The organism is Streptomyces sp. Edi4 (genome assembly GCF_040253615.1).
Classification (GTDB): Bacteria; Actinomycetota; Actinomycetes; order Streptomycetales; family Streptomycetaceae; genus Streptomyces.
Genome location: NZ_JBEJGY010000004.1, coordinates 7250313 through 7262586 on the forward strand (window position 1 = coordinate 7250313; position 12274 = coordinate 7262586).

The following is a 12274-nucleotide window of genomic DNA, read 5'->3' on the forward strand; positions in this document are numbered from 1 at the left end:
CGGTGCCACCGAACACGAGCGAGAGCCCGGCTCCCAGGGCTATGGCCCCGCGTAGTCGTGTTGAGCCGTGTAAACGTCTGCGTTTCATGTGTCTCCTCGCAAGGCACGGCCGTGAGACGCACGCAGCCGTGCGAACGGGTGGGCCCAGGAGGAACAGACGAAGGCGGCCATGGTGTGCCGGCGCCCTTGGCCTCCCCCGAGGCACACAACATTGCTCCTGACTGACGATCCCCGAACGTAGCCATGAACGTAACCATCCGCACTACTCCCGACAACCCGTCCTTCCGGCAAAATCGAGGGGAACGCGGATTTCCCAACTTGCTTCACAGACACAGGAGTTGAGTAAATTTCCGGTGGACGTGACGGCGATCACCAGGAGCTGTCCGGGGCAGGATGACGCGCCCAGCGGGCTGGCGGAATCGGACGGAAACTTCTGACGCATATCGCCGCCGAGGTTGTCCGCCCGCAGCCCGGACGACTCGGGCCAAGGGCTTCGTCCCGCAGCCGTCCAGGCGGTGGTGGTCACCGAGCAGAACAACGGCACGTTGACAGATCAACGGCACGTTGGCGCTGGGCACGTCTCGCCGTGGATACGGCCATCGGCCCGATGCCGCCGTCTCGAACGTCTACTGGGCGTCCACACCGAATGCGGCCCGCCGCACCTCACCACGCCCGCAGGTGACTGTACGCGGTAGGGGGCGTCCGTCCACCAGCCCGGAACTCCGCACAACAGGTGGCATGGCGCTCGGTGGCCTGTTGGTCTCGGTGGCCGACTGCTTCGCCCGCGCTGGCAGTTCGGGAGGACGCGGAACTCGGCGCGAAGGGCGAGGCGGCCGGCACGTGCTTCAGCGGCATCGCGGTCGACCCCGAGGCGGTCGCCCTATGAGGACTCGTCGAACTCGTCGAACTCGTCGACCAGGGCAAGCTCCGGGTTCACGCGCAGCAGACGTTTCCGTTCGAGCGCGTTCACGACGCGCGCCGGCTGCTCGACGGCCGTCACCTCCAGGGCAAGCGCGTCCTCACCGTCTGATGGATGGCTCAGGCCCCTCTGGTGTGAGCGGTCCCGGACATAAGGGCGTCGCCTCGGTGACCTTCCCCAGTAACACCGGGGACCCCGTGATCCCGGGCACTCCGACGTGGGCCCGTCCTGTCCGAGTTTCTGTGGCTTTCCGTAACGGGGCGTCGACTCGCATGTCACAGCGGTGTCTCGGCGTGACTCCTCCCGCAACGGATCGGCCGGTCCCGGGCCTCCTATGAAACAACCGGGGCCGCTCAGCCGGAATGAGCGACCGATGCCATACCGCTTCCAGGAGTACTGATGCGCGTCAAGAAGATGTCTGCTCTCGTCCTCACCGTCGCTGCTGCCGGCCTCTCGCTGACCGCGTGCAACGGCAGCGACGGATCGAGTGCTTCCGCCGACACCAGCGCGTCCGCCCACGCGAACAGTTCCAGCGGCGCGAGCAGCGCCTCAACTGCCGGTACCTCCACCGGTGGCCAGGGGGCGGCCTCAAGTTCCTCCTCCACTTCCACCGGGGGCTCAGGTTCCGGCAAGGGCAGCGGATCCACTGGCCGGGCCGAGTCCTCGACGTCGGGCTCCGCGTGCAAGACCGAACATCTCGCCCTCAGTGCCACCGCGAGTGGGGTCAAGGACGAGATAGTCGTCAACATGAAGAACACTGGCGCCGGCAAGTGCAGCATGCACGGCTTCCCGGGTGTCCAACTCGTGGGCCCTGACGGTCTGGGCGACAACAGGCCCGACGCCGCCCGCTCGGATGCCACCGCGTCCACCGTCACCGTCGGCCCCGGCGAGGAGAGCCGCTTCCTGCTGCACGTGAGCCCGGACACCAGCGGCTCCGGGAAGACCTACACTCGCCTCCTGGTCACCCCGCCCAATGAGACGGTCGGGAAGATCGTGAATCTCAGCCATGTGACCATCACCGTCGCCGCCACGAGCAGCACCGTTCCGGACGTCGTCGTCGACCCCGTCGGCTACCACGTCGGCTCCGGCAAGTAACCCAGCGGCTGGCCCGTGGCAACCGCGCGCGGAATGTGGGTTTCCGTGCGCACCCGCCGCCCTCGCGAGATGCCCCGGTGACGCGTTGCATGCTGACCGGACGTTAGCCCGCCGTTAGCGATGTTCGACATCGTGGCGCGATGAGAGCAAGAATCGCCATCACCGCGGCAACGGCCGCCCTGGCCGTGAGTTCCGTAGCCACGATCACCGCGGCCGCCGCCACCGCCTCCGCCGCGGAGCACACCAGCACCGTCGCCACCGTGCCGACCTCCACCGGGCAGCCCATCGAGCCCACCTCCACCCCGCCGCCCCATTCCACCGCCACTCCAAAGCCCAGCATGACGACGACCCCGCCCGCCCCGGGCAAGCCGGTGAAGCCGCCGAAGGGCACCTTCACCGGGATGGCGAGCTGGTTCACCTCGAACGGCGTCGTGGGGGCGTGCGGGGAGCGCATCGGGGACAACGACATGTCCGTCGCCCTCGACTACAGGATGTACGAATCCGGGGGAGCCGGACGCAGTGCCTTCTGCGGAATGAAGGTCGTCGTCACGTACAAGGGGAAGTCAGTGACCTTGCGGGTCGTCGACGCGTCTCCCACCACGCCGAAGAACGGCCTCGACCTGACGCCGGGCGCGTTCTCGGCGCTCGCCTCCCGGGACGACGGCGACATCAAGGTCACCTGGCACTTCGCGAAGTAGGGACGGTCGGCCCGGGGCCCGCCGGGACCGGCGGCTCCCGAGTCCGGGGGCCGGGTTCGGGCGGGGGGTGACGAATGGCGAGTGGGCCCGGCTTGAGCCTCTGCTGCCGCGAGGGCACCTGGTGTCGGCGTACACGCCGGGTGCTCAGTCGCGTGCGGCTGAACGTGCTCAGCCGCGTACGGCTGAACCTGCTCCGGCAGTCGGGCGTGTCGTGGCTGAGGCGAAGAGGGCCGATGCTTGACGCTTTGGTCGTGCGGTCGCCTGACCCGCTGATCCGCTGACCGGCAATAGGAGTTGAGACGCATGCTCGTGCTGAGTCGTTCGCAGGTCGAGGACCTGCTCGACATGGACTCGCTGATCGATTCCCTGGCCCCGGCGATGGCAGACCTCAGTGCGGGCCGTGCCTCGGTGCCGGACCGCGTCGCCGCCCTGGTGCCCGAACGTGATGGATTTCTGGCGGCCATGCCGGGTTTCCTGGCATCGGCCGGGACGCTCATGACCAAGCTGGTGTCACTCTTTCCTCACAACGACGGGATTCGGCTGCCGACCCATCAGGCGCTGATCGTGGCGTTCGATCCGGACACGGGCGAGCCCGCTGCCCTGCTGGACGGCACGGCCATCACCGCGGCGCGGACCGGCGCCTGTTCCGCGTTGTCGGCACGGCTGCTGGCCCGCGAGGACGCGTCGGTACTGGCCGTGCTGGGCACTGGCGTACAGGCCCGGTCCCACGCTCGCGCGATCTGCCGGGTCCGCCCGATCCGGCAGATCCGTGTGGCCGGCCGGGACCCGGCGAGAGCCGCCGCCCTGGCCGAAGAGCTCGCCTCCGTCATCGAGGCCGACGTCCAAGCCGCCGGAAGCTACGCGGAGGCGCTGGACGGCGCGGACATCGCCGCGGCGACGACACACGCCATCGAACCCGTCATCCGGCGCCCATGGCTGACACCCGGGGTGCACATCACGTCGGTGGGTTACAACCCGGCCGGCCGCGAGATCGACGACGCCACGGTCGCCGAGGCGCTGGTGTGTGTCGAATCGCGCCAGGCCGTGCTCGCCCCACCACCTGCGGGCAGCAACGACTTGCTCATGCCGATCCGCGACGGCCTCATCACAGCCGACCACGTGCATGCGGAACTGGGTGAACTCATCGCCGGCAGCAAGCCGGGACGCACCGCACCGGATCAGATCACCCTCTTCAAATCGGTCGGGGTGGCCGTACAGGACGCCGCAGCCACGGCTCTGGTCGTCGCGGCCGCCCGCCGGCAATCGATCGGCGAGGAGATCAGTCTGCGGTGACGCCGCCACCAATAGCCAATAGGGGAAGGGTCCACCCCGCCCCGGTGGGCGCGAGCCGGATGTCAGCGAGGACGGCGGAAGGTGGTCCGGTAGGTCTGTGGCGTCGTGCCGGTGACGCGCTTGAACCGTTCGCGAAAGGCGGTCGCGGATCCAAAACCGGCCTGCACGGCGATGCGTTCGACGGAATGGTCGCTGTGCTCAAGCAGGTACTGGGCGTGTCGCACGCGTGCGCGGAGCAGCCATTGCAGCGGGGTCGTACCGGTCTGTTCGCGGAAGCGGCGGCTGAAGGTGCGGGTGCTCATGGCGCAGCGGGCAGCCATGGCCTCCAGAGTGAGTTCTTCGCCGAGGTGGTCCTGGATCCAGGCCAGTGTCGGTTCCAGAAGTGAGCCGCGAGGCAGCGGCGGCGGTTCCTGGACGATGTACTGGGCCTGGCCGCCCTCCCGTTCCAGGGGGGTGACGGCCAGTCGGGCCGCGTCCGCGGCGACGGCCGAGCCCAGGTCGCGGCGGACCAGGTGCAAGCACAGATCCATACCGGCGGACGCCCCGGCGGAGGTGAGCAGTTGGCCGTTGTCCACATAGAGCACGTCCGGGCGCACCTCGATGTCCGGGTACTGCTGGGCGAGTTGGCCGGCGGCTGTCCAATGGGTGGTGGCGGCAAGGCCGTCCAGCAGGCCGGTGGCAGCCAGAGTGAAGGCGCCGCCACAGATCGAGGCGATGCGCGCGCCGTCGGCTGCGGCGTCACACAGTGCCTGGAGCGCTTCGGCCGGGGGCGGCCCCGCGTGCTCCTCCCGGCCGGGCACGATGATCGTGTCGGCATCGGCGAGGCCGTCAAGACCCCAGGGCACACGGATGGTGAACGTCTCGGTCGGCACTTCGGGTCGGGTTCCACAGACGCGCACCCGGTAGGGGCGCCGCCCGTCCGGCAGGCGTACGCGTCCGAACACCTCGACCGGGATGGCCATGTCGAAGGCCACCGTCTGGTCCAGCGCGAGTATCGCCACGGTGTGCATCCATGCAGGCTACGCCCACTTCTCGCCGTAACACATGGCGCAGGTGGGAGAGTTGGGCGTCGCGAAAGCACTGGTTGGTGAAGTGGCGAGAACCCGTTGGGGTGTGTCATTCGAGCCCATGGTCGGGGTCTGTCGCGCCGCCTAGCGTGAGCGCGGCAGACATGAACCGAGGGAAATGTGAGTCGCCGATGCTGGCACAGTTCGTCCTCTTCGATGGATTCGACCCGTTGGATGTCATCGCTCCGTTCGAGATCTTCAGCGCCGCCCGGGCCTTCACCGATCAGGTGGCCGTCGAACTGGCCAGCGCGGAAGGAGCCAGGCAGGTGCCGAGCGGCATACCCGGTGTCGCGCTGACGGCCGCCGCTCTTCTGGCCCCGGAGCGCGCGGACTTGGTCGTTGTGCCGGGCGCGGCCGGGAGGCTCCCCGGTCAGGGCGCGGACGACGCTCCCGAGGAACAGATTCCCGCGATCCTCGGCCGCGCGCTGACCACGGAACTCCCGAGCTTGCTGGCCGATGCGCTGGCCGCGCCGGGCACCATAGTGGCCACGGTCTGCGGAGGGTCGCTGGTGCTGTCGATGGCCGGGCTCGTGCGTGGCCGCCACGCCACCACCCATCACCAGGGCCTGGACCTGCTGGGCGCGGGCGGTGCGCACCTCGCCCCGGGCCGGGTCGTCGACGACGGCGACCTCGTCACCGCCGGCGGCGTCACCTCCGGCCTCGATCTGGGCCTGTATCTGCTGGAGCGTGAGGTCGGGCCCAAAGTGGCCCTCGCGGTGGAGCAGCTGTTCGCCCACGAGCGCCGAGGCGTCGTCTGGCGCGACCAGGGGTGTGAGCCGATGTCCCCCGCCGTCGCCGTCGAGCCGTCGCGGTGACCAAGCTCCTGCTCATCCTGCACGTGCTCGCGGTGATCGTCGCCGTCGGCCCGGTGACCGTCGCGGCCAGCATGTTTCCCGCCGCGGCCCGCCGTGCCGCCGGCCCGCCCGACGAGCACGAGGCACTTGCCACGGTACGGGTGCTGCACCGCGTCTGCCGCGTCTACGCCGCCCTCGGCCTGGCCGTTCCCGTTCTTGGGTTCGCCACCGCGAGCGGGCTGCACGTCCTGGGCAGCCCCTGGCTGATCGTGTCGATCGTGCTGACGGGCGCGGCCGCACTGGTGCTGGCGCTGCTCGTTCTGCCGGCCCAGGAACGCCTCCTCGCCCAGCTGGCCGGGTCCCCGGCCGGGACGGTGGCCGTCGAGCGCGCGCAGACCGCCCGCCTGGCCATGCTGACCGGCGCCTTCAACCTGCTCTGGGCAACGGTCACCGTCCTGATGATTCTCCGCCCCGGCTCCACCACGGGAGTGTGACTCATGGCTGTCGACTCCGTACCCGCGCAACGGCTCGCACGCAGGCCGCTGCGCGCGTCGGCGACCATCGAACTGGTCAGCCTCGCCGTGTTGTTGGTCAACCTCACCACCGGGGACGCCCGGGAGATCGCCGCGCTGTTCGGGCCCGTGCACGGGGTCGCCTGGCTTTTCGGCGTCCTGGCCACCCGGCGCGATCCGCGGGGCGGCACCGGAGCCACGCTGCGCGCCGTCATCCCTGGCATCGGGGGCCTGCTCGCGCTCCGTGCCCTGGAGCGTGACGACACGCGGGCCGCTCCGGTTGCCGGATCGGGGGCACGATGAGAGCCCGCCTTCCCGGGCTCGCGACTACGGCGGCGCCGACGCTGGCGTTCGTTGCCGCCTACGGCGCCGGCGGACTGCGGGCCGCCCTCGTGGCGGCCACCGCGCTCGGTGTCCTGGTTCTCGCGTGTGCTCTGTGGGCCCGCCGGTACCTTCAGCATGCGGCGGTGGGCGCGCTGCTGGCGGTGACCTGCGCGGCCGTGGCGGTCGGTACCGGGCAGGCCCGGGGCTTCTTCCTGCTGCCCATGCTGCTGCCCGCGGCGTCCTCGGCGGCCTGCCTGCTGTCGGTGCTGGCAGGCAGGCCCCTGGCCGGCCTGGTCGCGAACCGGCTCGTGGGCGGCCCACCGCGCTGGCGGTCACACCGGGCCCTGCACCGTTTCTATCGTTGGATGACGGTATGCGTCGGCCTGGTGTGCCTGGCGAGTCTGGCCGCGCAGACCGCCCTGTACAGCCGCGCGGAGATCGCCTGGCTCGGCGCCCTCCACGTCGCCATGGGAGCCCTGTGGCCCGCGATCACTGCCGCGACGCTCGCCCTGTCACGCATGGCCGTGGCCCGTCATCGCGACTCGGGCGCCTGATACGGGTCCGGCGGTCAGGGACGTGCCGCGTCCCAGGGGTGATCCCTGGGACGGGGCGAGGTCACAGCACCTTGTCGACCAACCCGTCGATGTAGTCCGGCGTGAGCGGGACGATGCCGAACAGGACGCGGATGTACATCGGGGCCAGGACGTGGTCCAGGACGTCGAGCGCGTCGGGGGCGGGCTCGCCACGGTCGCGGGACCGGTCGAGCATGGACTGCAACTGCCGCATGCGTTCGGCGAGAATGCCGTCGCCTGCCCGCAGGCCCTGCTGACCGTTGGCCGACAGGGCGACGGCCAGGTGCAGCACCGCCGGCCCGTCGGGTCCGGTGATCTCGCGTGCCACGGCGGCCGCGTAGGTGCGCAGGTCGCCGCCCAGGCTCCCCGTGTCGGGCATCGGCGACCGCGCGTTGAGGCGGGCGAGCGCCACATCGGAGAGCAGGTTGTCCAGGTTGCCCCAGCGACGGTAAATGCTGCTGTCGGCCACGCCCGCGCGGGCGGCGACCTCGCCGACGGTGAAATTCCCGTAGCCGCGCTCGCCGATCAGGTCCGTGACCGCCTGGTGCACCGTCGCGGCGACGCGGGCGCTGCGCCCACCCGGCCGCCGGACCGGCTGTCGTTCGTTCATGCCCATAGCCATGCCCCGACCTTAACGCAGTCAGCGCTTGCGTTTGTGCGCGGGCTCGACGTAAGGTCCCCTAACGCAACCATCAACTGCGTTAGAGAATTTTGAGAGGGGTTCCCCCTGACCGCGTCACATACGGCCGAAAGCGGCGAAAGCGGCGGAGGCAGTCGGCCCAACCGGGCCGTGCTGCTCACGCTCACCTGCCTCGGCCAATTCATGGTCCTGCTCGACAACACGATCGTCGGAGCCGCCCTGCCCGACATGCAGCACCGCCTGCACACGCAGTTGACCGGTCTGCAATGGATCGTCGACGCGTACGTCCTGCTGGTCGCCATGCTGCTGCTGTCCGGCGGAATCTTCGCCGACCGGTTCGGCCGCAAGCGTGTGTACTTGACCGGCGTCGCGGTCTTCACCGTCGCGTCGGTGCTGTGCAGCCTCGCGCCCTCGCTCGGGTGGCTGGTCGCCGGCCGGGTTCTCCAGGGCGTCGGCGCCGCGGCGTTGAGCCCCGCCTCGCTGGCCCTGCTGGCGGCGGCCCATCCCGAGCCGAAGGAACGGGTCAAGGCGATCGGGCTGTGGGCCGGACTCAGCGGAGTCGGGCTGGCCGCGGGTCCCGTGGCCGGCGGCGTGCTGACGGACGCCTTCGGCTGGCCCGCCATCTTCCTGGTCAACCTCCCCATCGGCGCGGTCCTTCTCCTGGTCGGCCTGCGCGGTCTTGAGGAAACCCGCAATCCGAGCGCTCCCGCGATCGACATCCCGGGGACGGTGCTGTCCGTCCTGGGGGTGGGGGCGATGACCTACGGGCTTGTCGAGGGCGGAGCCCGGGGCTGGACATCCCCGGCGATCCTGGCCAGCTTCACCGCCGCGGTGGTCCTCCTGGCCGCCTTCGTCGCCGTAGAAGCGCGCCGCTGCGCCCCGATGCTGCCGCTGAGGCTGTTCCGGCAGCGCCTGTTCACGGTCTCCAACACCGCCATGATCGTGGTGGGGTTCGCGCTCATGGGGTCGTCGTTCTTCTTCTCCCAGTTCTTCGTCTACGTGCAGGGCAGCTCGCTCCTGAACGCCGGCCTGCGGACCCTGCCGCTGTCCCTCGCCATGGTGATCGTCAGTCCGTACGCGGGACGGCTCGCCGCACGGTACGGCTTCCGCGCCGTGGTCACCGCCGGTCTGGTCCTGGCCGGCCTGGGACTGCTGGCGCTCGGCACGGTGCACGCCGATACCGGTTACGGCAACGTGTGGTGGCGGCTGGGGGCCATCGGCAGCGGCTTCGCTCTGACCATGTCCCCCCTGACCGGAGCCGCCATCCAGGCGGTCAGCGCACGAGAAGGCGGCCTCGCGTCGGGCATCAGCAGCACCACCCGGCAGGTCGGCGCGGTGCTCGGCGTGGCGGTACTCGGAGCCGTCGTCCGCGCCCGGCAATCCGGCGGCGCGTCCTTCGCGACCGGGCTCAACAGCGCCTTCGTCGCGGCCGGCGCCATGACCCTGGCCACCGCCGTGTTCACCGGTCTGTGGCTGACGCGGTCCAAGTCTCCGGACGAGTCCGTGGTGGCTTTGGCGGAGTCCCGCACACCATGCTCCAGGTCATGCTCGACGGGGGAGGGTTCGTCCGTACCGCTCACGGTGTCGGCGTCGGCGTCGGCGTCGGCGTCGGGTGAAGCGTTCTGCTCGTCTGACTGTGCGTCAACAATGCCTGGCCGTAAGGCCGTAGCCCCGACCGTACAGCAGTAGGGGAGCGCGCTCTGTGAGGTCCCCCGTGTGATCTCCGAGGCGGGCGGGCCGCGCGCCGCCGACAAACCAGGCAGACCGGGAGCGCCCGCGCCAGCGCCCGGTTCATCATGAACGGGGCCAACCACCGTATGGACGGTCCTTCCACCTTCCCGTTCCCCACCATGGGGGGCTCCCGGGCGGAGCACTTCGACCTGATCACCGGCCTGCCCGGCCGGGGTGACACGGTCGTCGGCAACGACGTGTGGTTCGGCCACGGCGCCACGGTCATGCCCGGTGTACGCATCGGCAACGGCGCGATCGTCGCCGCCGGAGCCATGGTCACCGGCGACGTCCCCGATTACGGCGTCGTCGGCGGCGATGCGTCTCCCTGTTCATGTAGTGGTCGCGGAGCCGCGGCACCCTGCTCGTCGCTCCGGCCTGGAGGGAGGAGGGGGGAGGCGCAGCGGTCCGGCTGTGGCTGGTGGCCTACGTCTGTGGCGGTTTTGGAGGTTCCCGAGTGGGCGGCCAAGGGGCGCAACCCTGCACGCCAGCCGCCGGGGACCGCGGCCTGTAGTTATGGGGTCCTCTCAGCGGCTGCCTGGCCGCTGGCTCGGTGCTCGGGGGTGGCGGCACGCTCGTCTGGGCCGACTCCGCCTATGCCGGACAGCTCGTGACCTGGGTGAAAGACTTACCTGAACCTGACGATCAAGCCCGTCAGCCGCCCGAAGGACGCCGTCGGGTTCGTCGTGCTGCCCCGGCGCTGGGTCGTCGAACGCTCACACGCCTGGGTCATGCACGCCCGTTGGCACGCGCGCGACTCGGAATCGCTCATCACCTGGGCCGCGATCGCCCTCATGACCAGGCGAATCACCCGGCGATCCTCCCGCAGGAGCAATCAGTCGGCCTCCCGCGAAGCCCAGCGGGACTGATCATTCCCACGGGTACGGTCAGCCCCCTCGCCCCAGCCCGCCCGAAGACCTCGGCCCTGGACGTCCCACTCGACAAGTGTGCGTGCAGGCGTGATGTCGCGGTTTGCGTGGGGGCCTGAACTGCGGCTCTTCGGAAAGTCCGGCCACACCATGCGGAGACTCCAGTAGTCCCGCACGGGAACCAGGAAATTACGGAATGATTGGTCAGTTGTGACCTGGTTGGAGCAGCGGGAGAGCGCGGATTGAAGGACTGTGTGACGATCGACACGCGGCATCGGCCTTTCGTCTAACGCCATTCCGTTTCCCCCTCCCACCAGAAGGGCTTCCGCCATGGGTAACAGCGCAATGATGATGGTCAGTAACAATAACGGGGACTCCGTGCGGACGTTCATCGACAACGTCACCTGCATGTACGACCACGGCCAGGGCAGCGCCCCCGGCTCCAATCTCTCGGTCTTCAACGCCCAGGTCATCAGCTCCGGCCAGACCTTCCCGAACAGCAATGGGCAGTACATCGAGACCAAGAACAGCGGTGACTGCTTCGACGTGACCTCCACCTTCGATCTCAAGGTGACCAACGCGAACACCAACGAGGAAATCGGGGTCGTCCACTTCGAAGAACTCGGCGGCTGGAGCTACAAGGCACCCTCCACCATCAATGTCGACCTCTCGGGCGATCCCACGTACATCATCGTGACGGTCCAGTAGGCCCGCGCCTTCCACCACTCTGATGGGGCCTGCTGGGGATGATCCTGCACACCGCGTTCGCAGCGGACCAGCCCGACAGCGACCAGGCACAGCGGGTGAGGATGTGCAGGAACGCGGCGAAGATCAGCAGCACGGTCAGCGTGTCGTTGGACTCGGGCACGGTCCCCCCTTTTCAGTCGAGGCGGCGCGTTGGTGCGCCGTCACGGGGACTCTGGCGGGGCGCGGGGTTATGTAGGTCTCGCGGTCCGTGGCATAGGGCATCGTGCTGACCAGCAGGTTCTCGGGGTGTCTCACATCGTGGCCGGGCACTCCTGTCTCAGGAAGAGTGGCATTTCCTCATGGCCCGCGTCAGAAGTCACCACGGCCGGGCTGTATCTGTCGGCGGGCCGTGTCCCAGACCGCCTCGAACTGGTGGGAGGTCAGCTCCTCGGGGTCGTGGCCCTCCCACTCCGAGACGGGCAGCTCTGCTGTGATCCCGAATCTGTTGTCGTACTCATCGAGGCGGCCTGCGTCGTAGGCCCGCTGCCACTCGGCAAGGGAGGCAGCTGCGATCGGGGTCAGCTCAGGCCCTTCGAGCTCAACCTGCCGGACCACCCAGCCTTCAGCGTCGGTTTCGAAGTAGAACCAAACGTCTTCCTCACCCCAGTAACAGCGCATCCACATCGTCACCAGACCATGATGGCCGTGCCCCGGTCCGGCTTGGCCGCGGAGGTGTCCGCATTTCGTTGGATGGGCGTCTGGCAGGCTGGGATGATCCTGCGGTGACCAGCACGAGCAGAGTCCAGACCGAAGCAGGGTGGGACGGTCCGTATTAGCGCGTCCGCGCCGAAGCGTTCGATGCGCTGTTCCTCCCCGGCCCTGACGAAGCACTCGACGAAGTCTGCAATGTTGATGTCGAAGTGCATCTCCCCGATAGCTCGCGCTGGAGCGCGACGGTCTTCACTCTTGCCGAGGCCGATCGGCTGATGAAACGCTGGGAAGAGACCGGAGAAGCAGCTGGCGGCCAGTGCTTCTGGTGCTCTGACGGCTTGGTCGTGCGGGCTCCGGGCATCCCA

13 protein-coding genes and 3 pseudogenes are annotated in these 12274 nt (G+C 69.2%); 12 read left to right on the forward strand and 4 right to left on the reverse strand.

Translation table 11 applies throughout. From position 1 onward, the window contains the following. Positions 1-799: 799 nt before the first annotated feature. The 4 genes and pseudogenes from ABR738_RS34635 to ABR738_RS34650 all read left to right on the forward strand — a co-directional run. Positions 800-1030 (forward strand): annotated as a pseudogene (locus ABR738_RS34635) (zinc-binding dehydrogenase); the annotation flags it as partial. A gap of 288 nt (positions 1031-1318) precedes the next feature. Then, positions 1319-2014, forward strand: coding sequence for a DUF4232 domain-containing protein (locus tag ABR738_RS34640; protein WP_350233916.1), 696 nt, complete (start codon positions 1319-1321; stop codon positions 2012-2014). A 140-nt stretch (positions 2015-2154) separates the two neighbouring features. After that, positions 2155-2712 carry an RlpA-like double-psi beta-barrel domain-containing protein gene (locus ABR738_RS34645; protein WP_350233917.1) on the forward strand — a complete coding sequence of 186 codons (558 nt, stop codon included), beginning with the start codon at positions 2155-2157 and terminating at the stop codon, positions 2710-2712. A gap of 303 nt (positions 2713-3015) precedes the next feature. Continuing rightward, on the forward strand, positions 3016-4005 hold the full coding sequence (locus ABR738_RS34650) for an ornithine cyclodeaminase family protein (protein ID WP_350233918.1): 990 nt from the start codon (positions 3016-3018) through the stop codon (positions 4003-4005). Positions 4006-4067: 62 nt separating this feature from the next. Here the strand turns inward: ABR738_RS34650 and ABR738_RS34655 are convergent, their stop codons facing one another. Beyond that, positions 4068-5015, reverse strand: a complete 948-nt coding sequence (locus ABR738_RS34655; RefSeq protein WP_350233920.1) for a GlxA family transcriptional regulator — start codon at positions 5013-5015, stop codon at positions 4068-4070. A gap of 188 nt (positions 5016-5203) precedes the next feature. Here ABR738_RS34655 and ABR738_RS34660 point away from each other — a divergent pair, with 188 nt between their 5' ends. Genes ABR738_RS34660 through ABR738_RS34675 form a run of 4 tightly spaced genes read left to right on the forward strand, consistent with a single transcriptional unit; the run spans position 5204 to position 7256 of the window. Then, complete coding sequence (locus tag ABR738_RS34660; protein WP_350233921.1) at positions 5204-5887, forward strand: DJ-1/PfpI family protein; 684 nt, start codon at positions 5204-5206, stop codon at positions 5885-5887. After that, a complete protein-coding gene (locus tag ABR738_RS34665; RefSeq protein ID WP_350233922.1) occupies positions 5884-6360 on the forward strand; it encodes a hypothetical protein in 477 nt (158 codons plus the stop codon). The genes ABR738_RS34660 and ABR738_RS34665 overlap by 4 nt, the downstream gene beginning before the upstream one ends. Positions 6361-6363: 3 nt before the next feature. Then, complete coding sequence (locus tag ABR738_RS34670; RefSeq protein WP_350233923.1) at positions 6364-6681, forward strand: hypothetical protein; 318 nt, start codon at positions 6364-6366, stop codon at positions 6679-6681. Beyond that, positions 6678-7256 (forward strand): DUF3159 domain-containing protein, encoded by a 579-nt coding sequence (locus tag ABR738_RS34675; RefSeq protein WP_350233924.1) that lies wholly within the window; start codon positions 6678-6680, stop codon positions 7254-7256. The genes ABR738_RS34670 and ABR738_RS34675 overlap by 4 nt, the downstream gene beginning before the upstream one ends. Positions 7257-7317: 61 nt before the next feature. Here ABR738_RS34675 and ABR738_RS34680 read toward each other — a convergent pair whose 3' ends face one another. Then, a complete protein-coding gene (locus ABR738_RS34680; protein WP_350234873.1) occupies positions 7318-7884 on the reverse strand; it encodes a TetR/AcrR family transcriptional regulator in 567 nt (188 codons plus the stop codon). A gap of 180 nt (positions 7885-8064) precedes the next feature. Here ABR738_RS34680 and ABR738_RS34685 point away from each other — a divergent pair, with 180 nt between their 5' ends. From ABR738_RS34685 to ABR738_RS34700, 4 genes and pseudogenes are all read left to right on the forward strand, one after another. After that, positions 8065-9603 carry an MFS transporter gene (locus ABR738_RS34685; protein WP_350233925.1) on the forward strand — a complete coding sequence of 513 codons (1539 nt, stop codon included), beginning with the start codon at positions 8065-8067 and terminating at the stop codon, positions 9601-9603. Positions 9604-9701: 98 nt separating this feature from the next. Then, positions 9702-9962 (forward strand): annotated as a pseudogene (locus tag ABR738_RS34690) (DapH/DapD/GlmU-related protein); the annotation flags it as partial. A gap of 251 nt (positions 9963-10213) precedes the next feature. Further along, positions 10214-10457: pseudogene (locus ABR738_RS34695) on the forward strand (transposase); the annotation flags it as partial. Positions 10458-10841: 384 nt separating this feature from the next. Beyond that, entirely contained in the window at positions 10842-11219 is a 378-nt protein-coding gene (locus tag ABR738_RS34700; RefSeq protein ID WP_350233926.1) for a hypothetical protein, read from the forward strand. Positions 11220-11567: 348 nt separating this feature from the next. Here ABR738_RS34700 and ABR738_RS34705 read toward each other — a convergent pair whose 3' ends face one another. Together ABR738_RS34705 and ABR738_RS37820 are read right to left on the reverse strand one after the other, a co-directional pair. Continuing rightward, positions 11568-11876: a hypothetical protein gene (locus tag ABR738_RS34705; protein ID WP_350234874.1), complete on the reverse strand. Its 309-nt coding sequence runs from the start codon at positions 11874-11876 to the stop codon at positions 11568-11570. 8 nt (positions 11877-11884) lie between these two features. Continuing rightward, positions 11885-12124, reverse strand: coding sequence for a hypothetical protein (locus tag ABR738_RS37820; protein ID WP_502964193.1), 240 nt, complete (start codon positions 12122-12124; stop codon positions 11885-11887). Positions 12125-12274 lie beyond the last annotated feature (150 nt).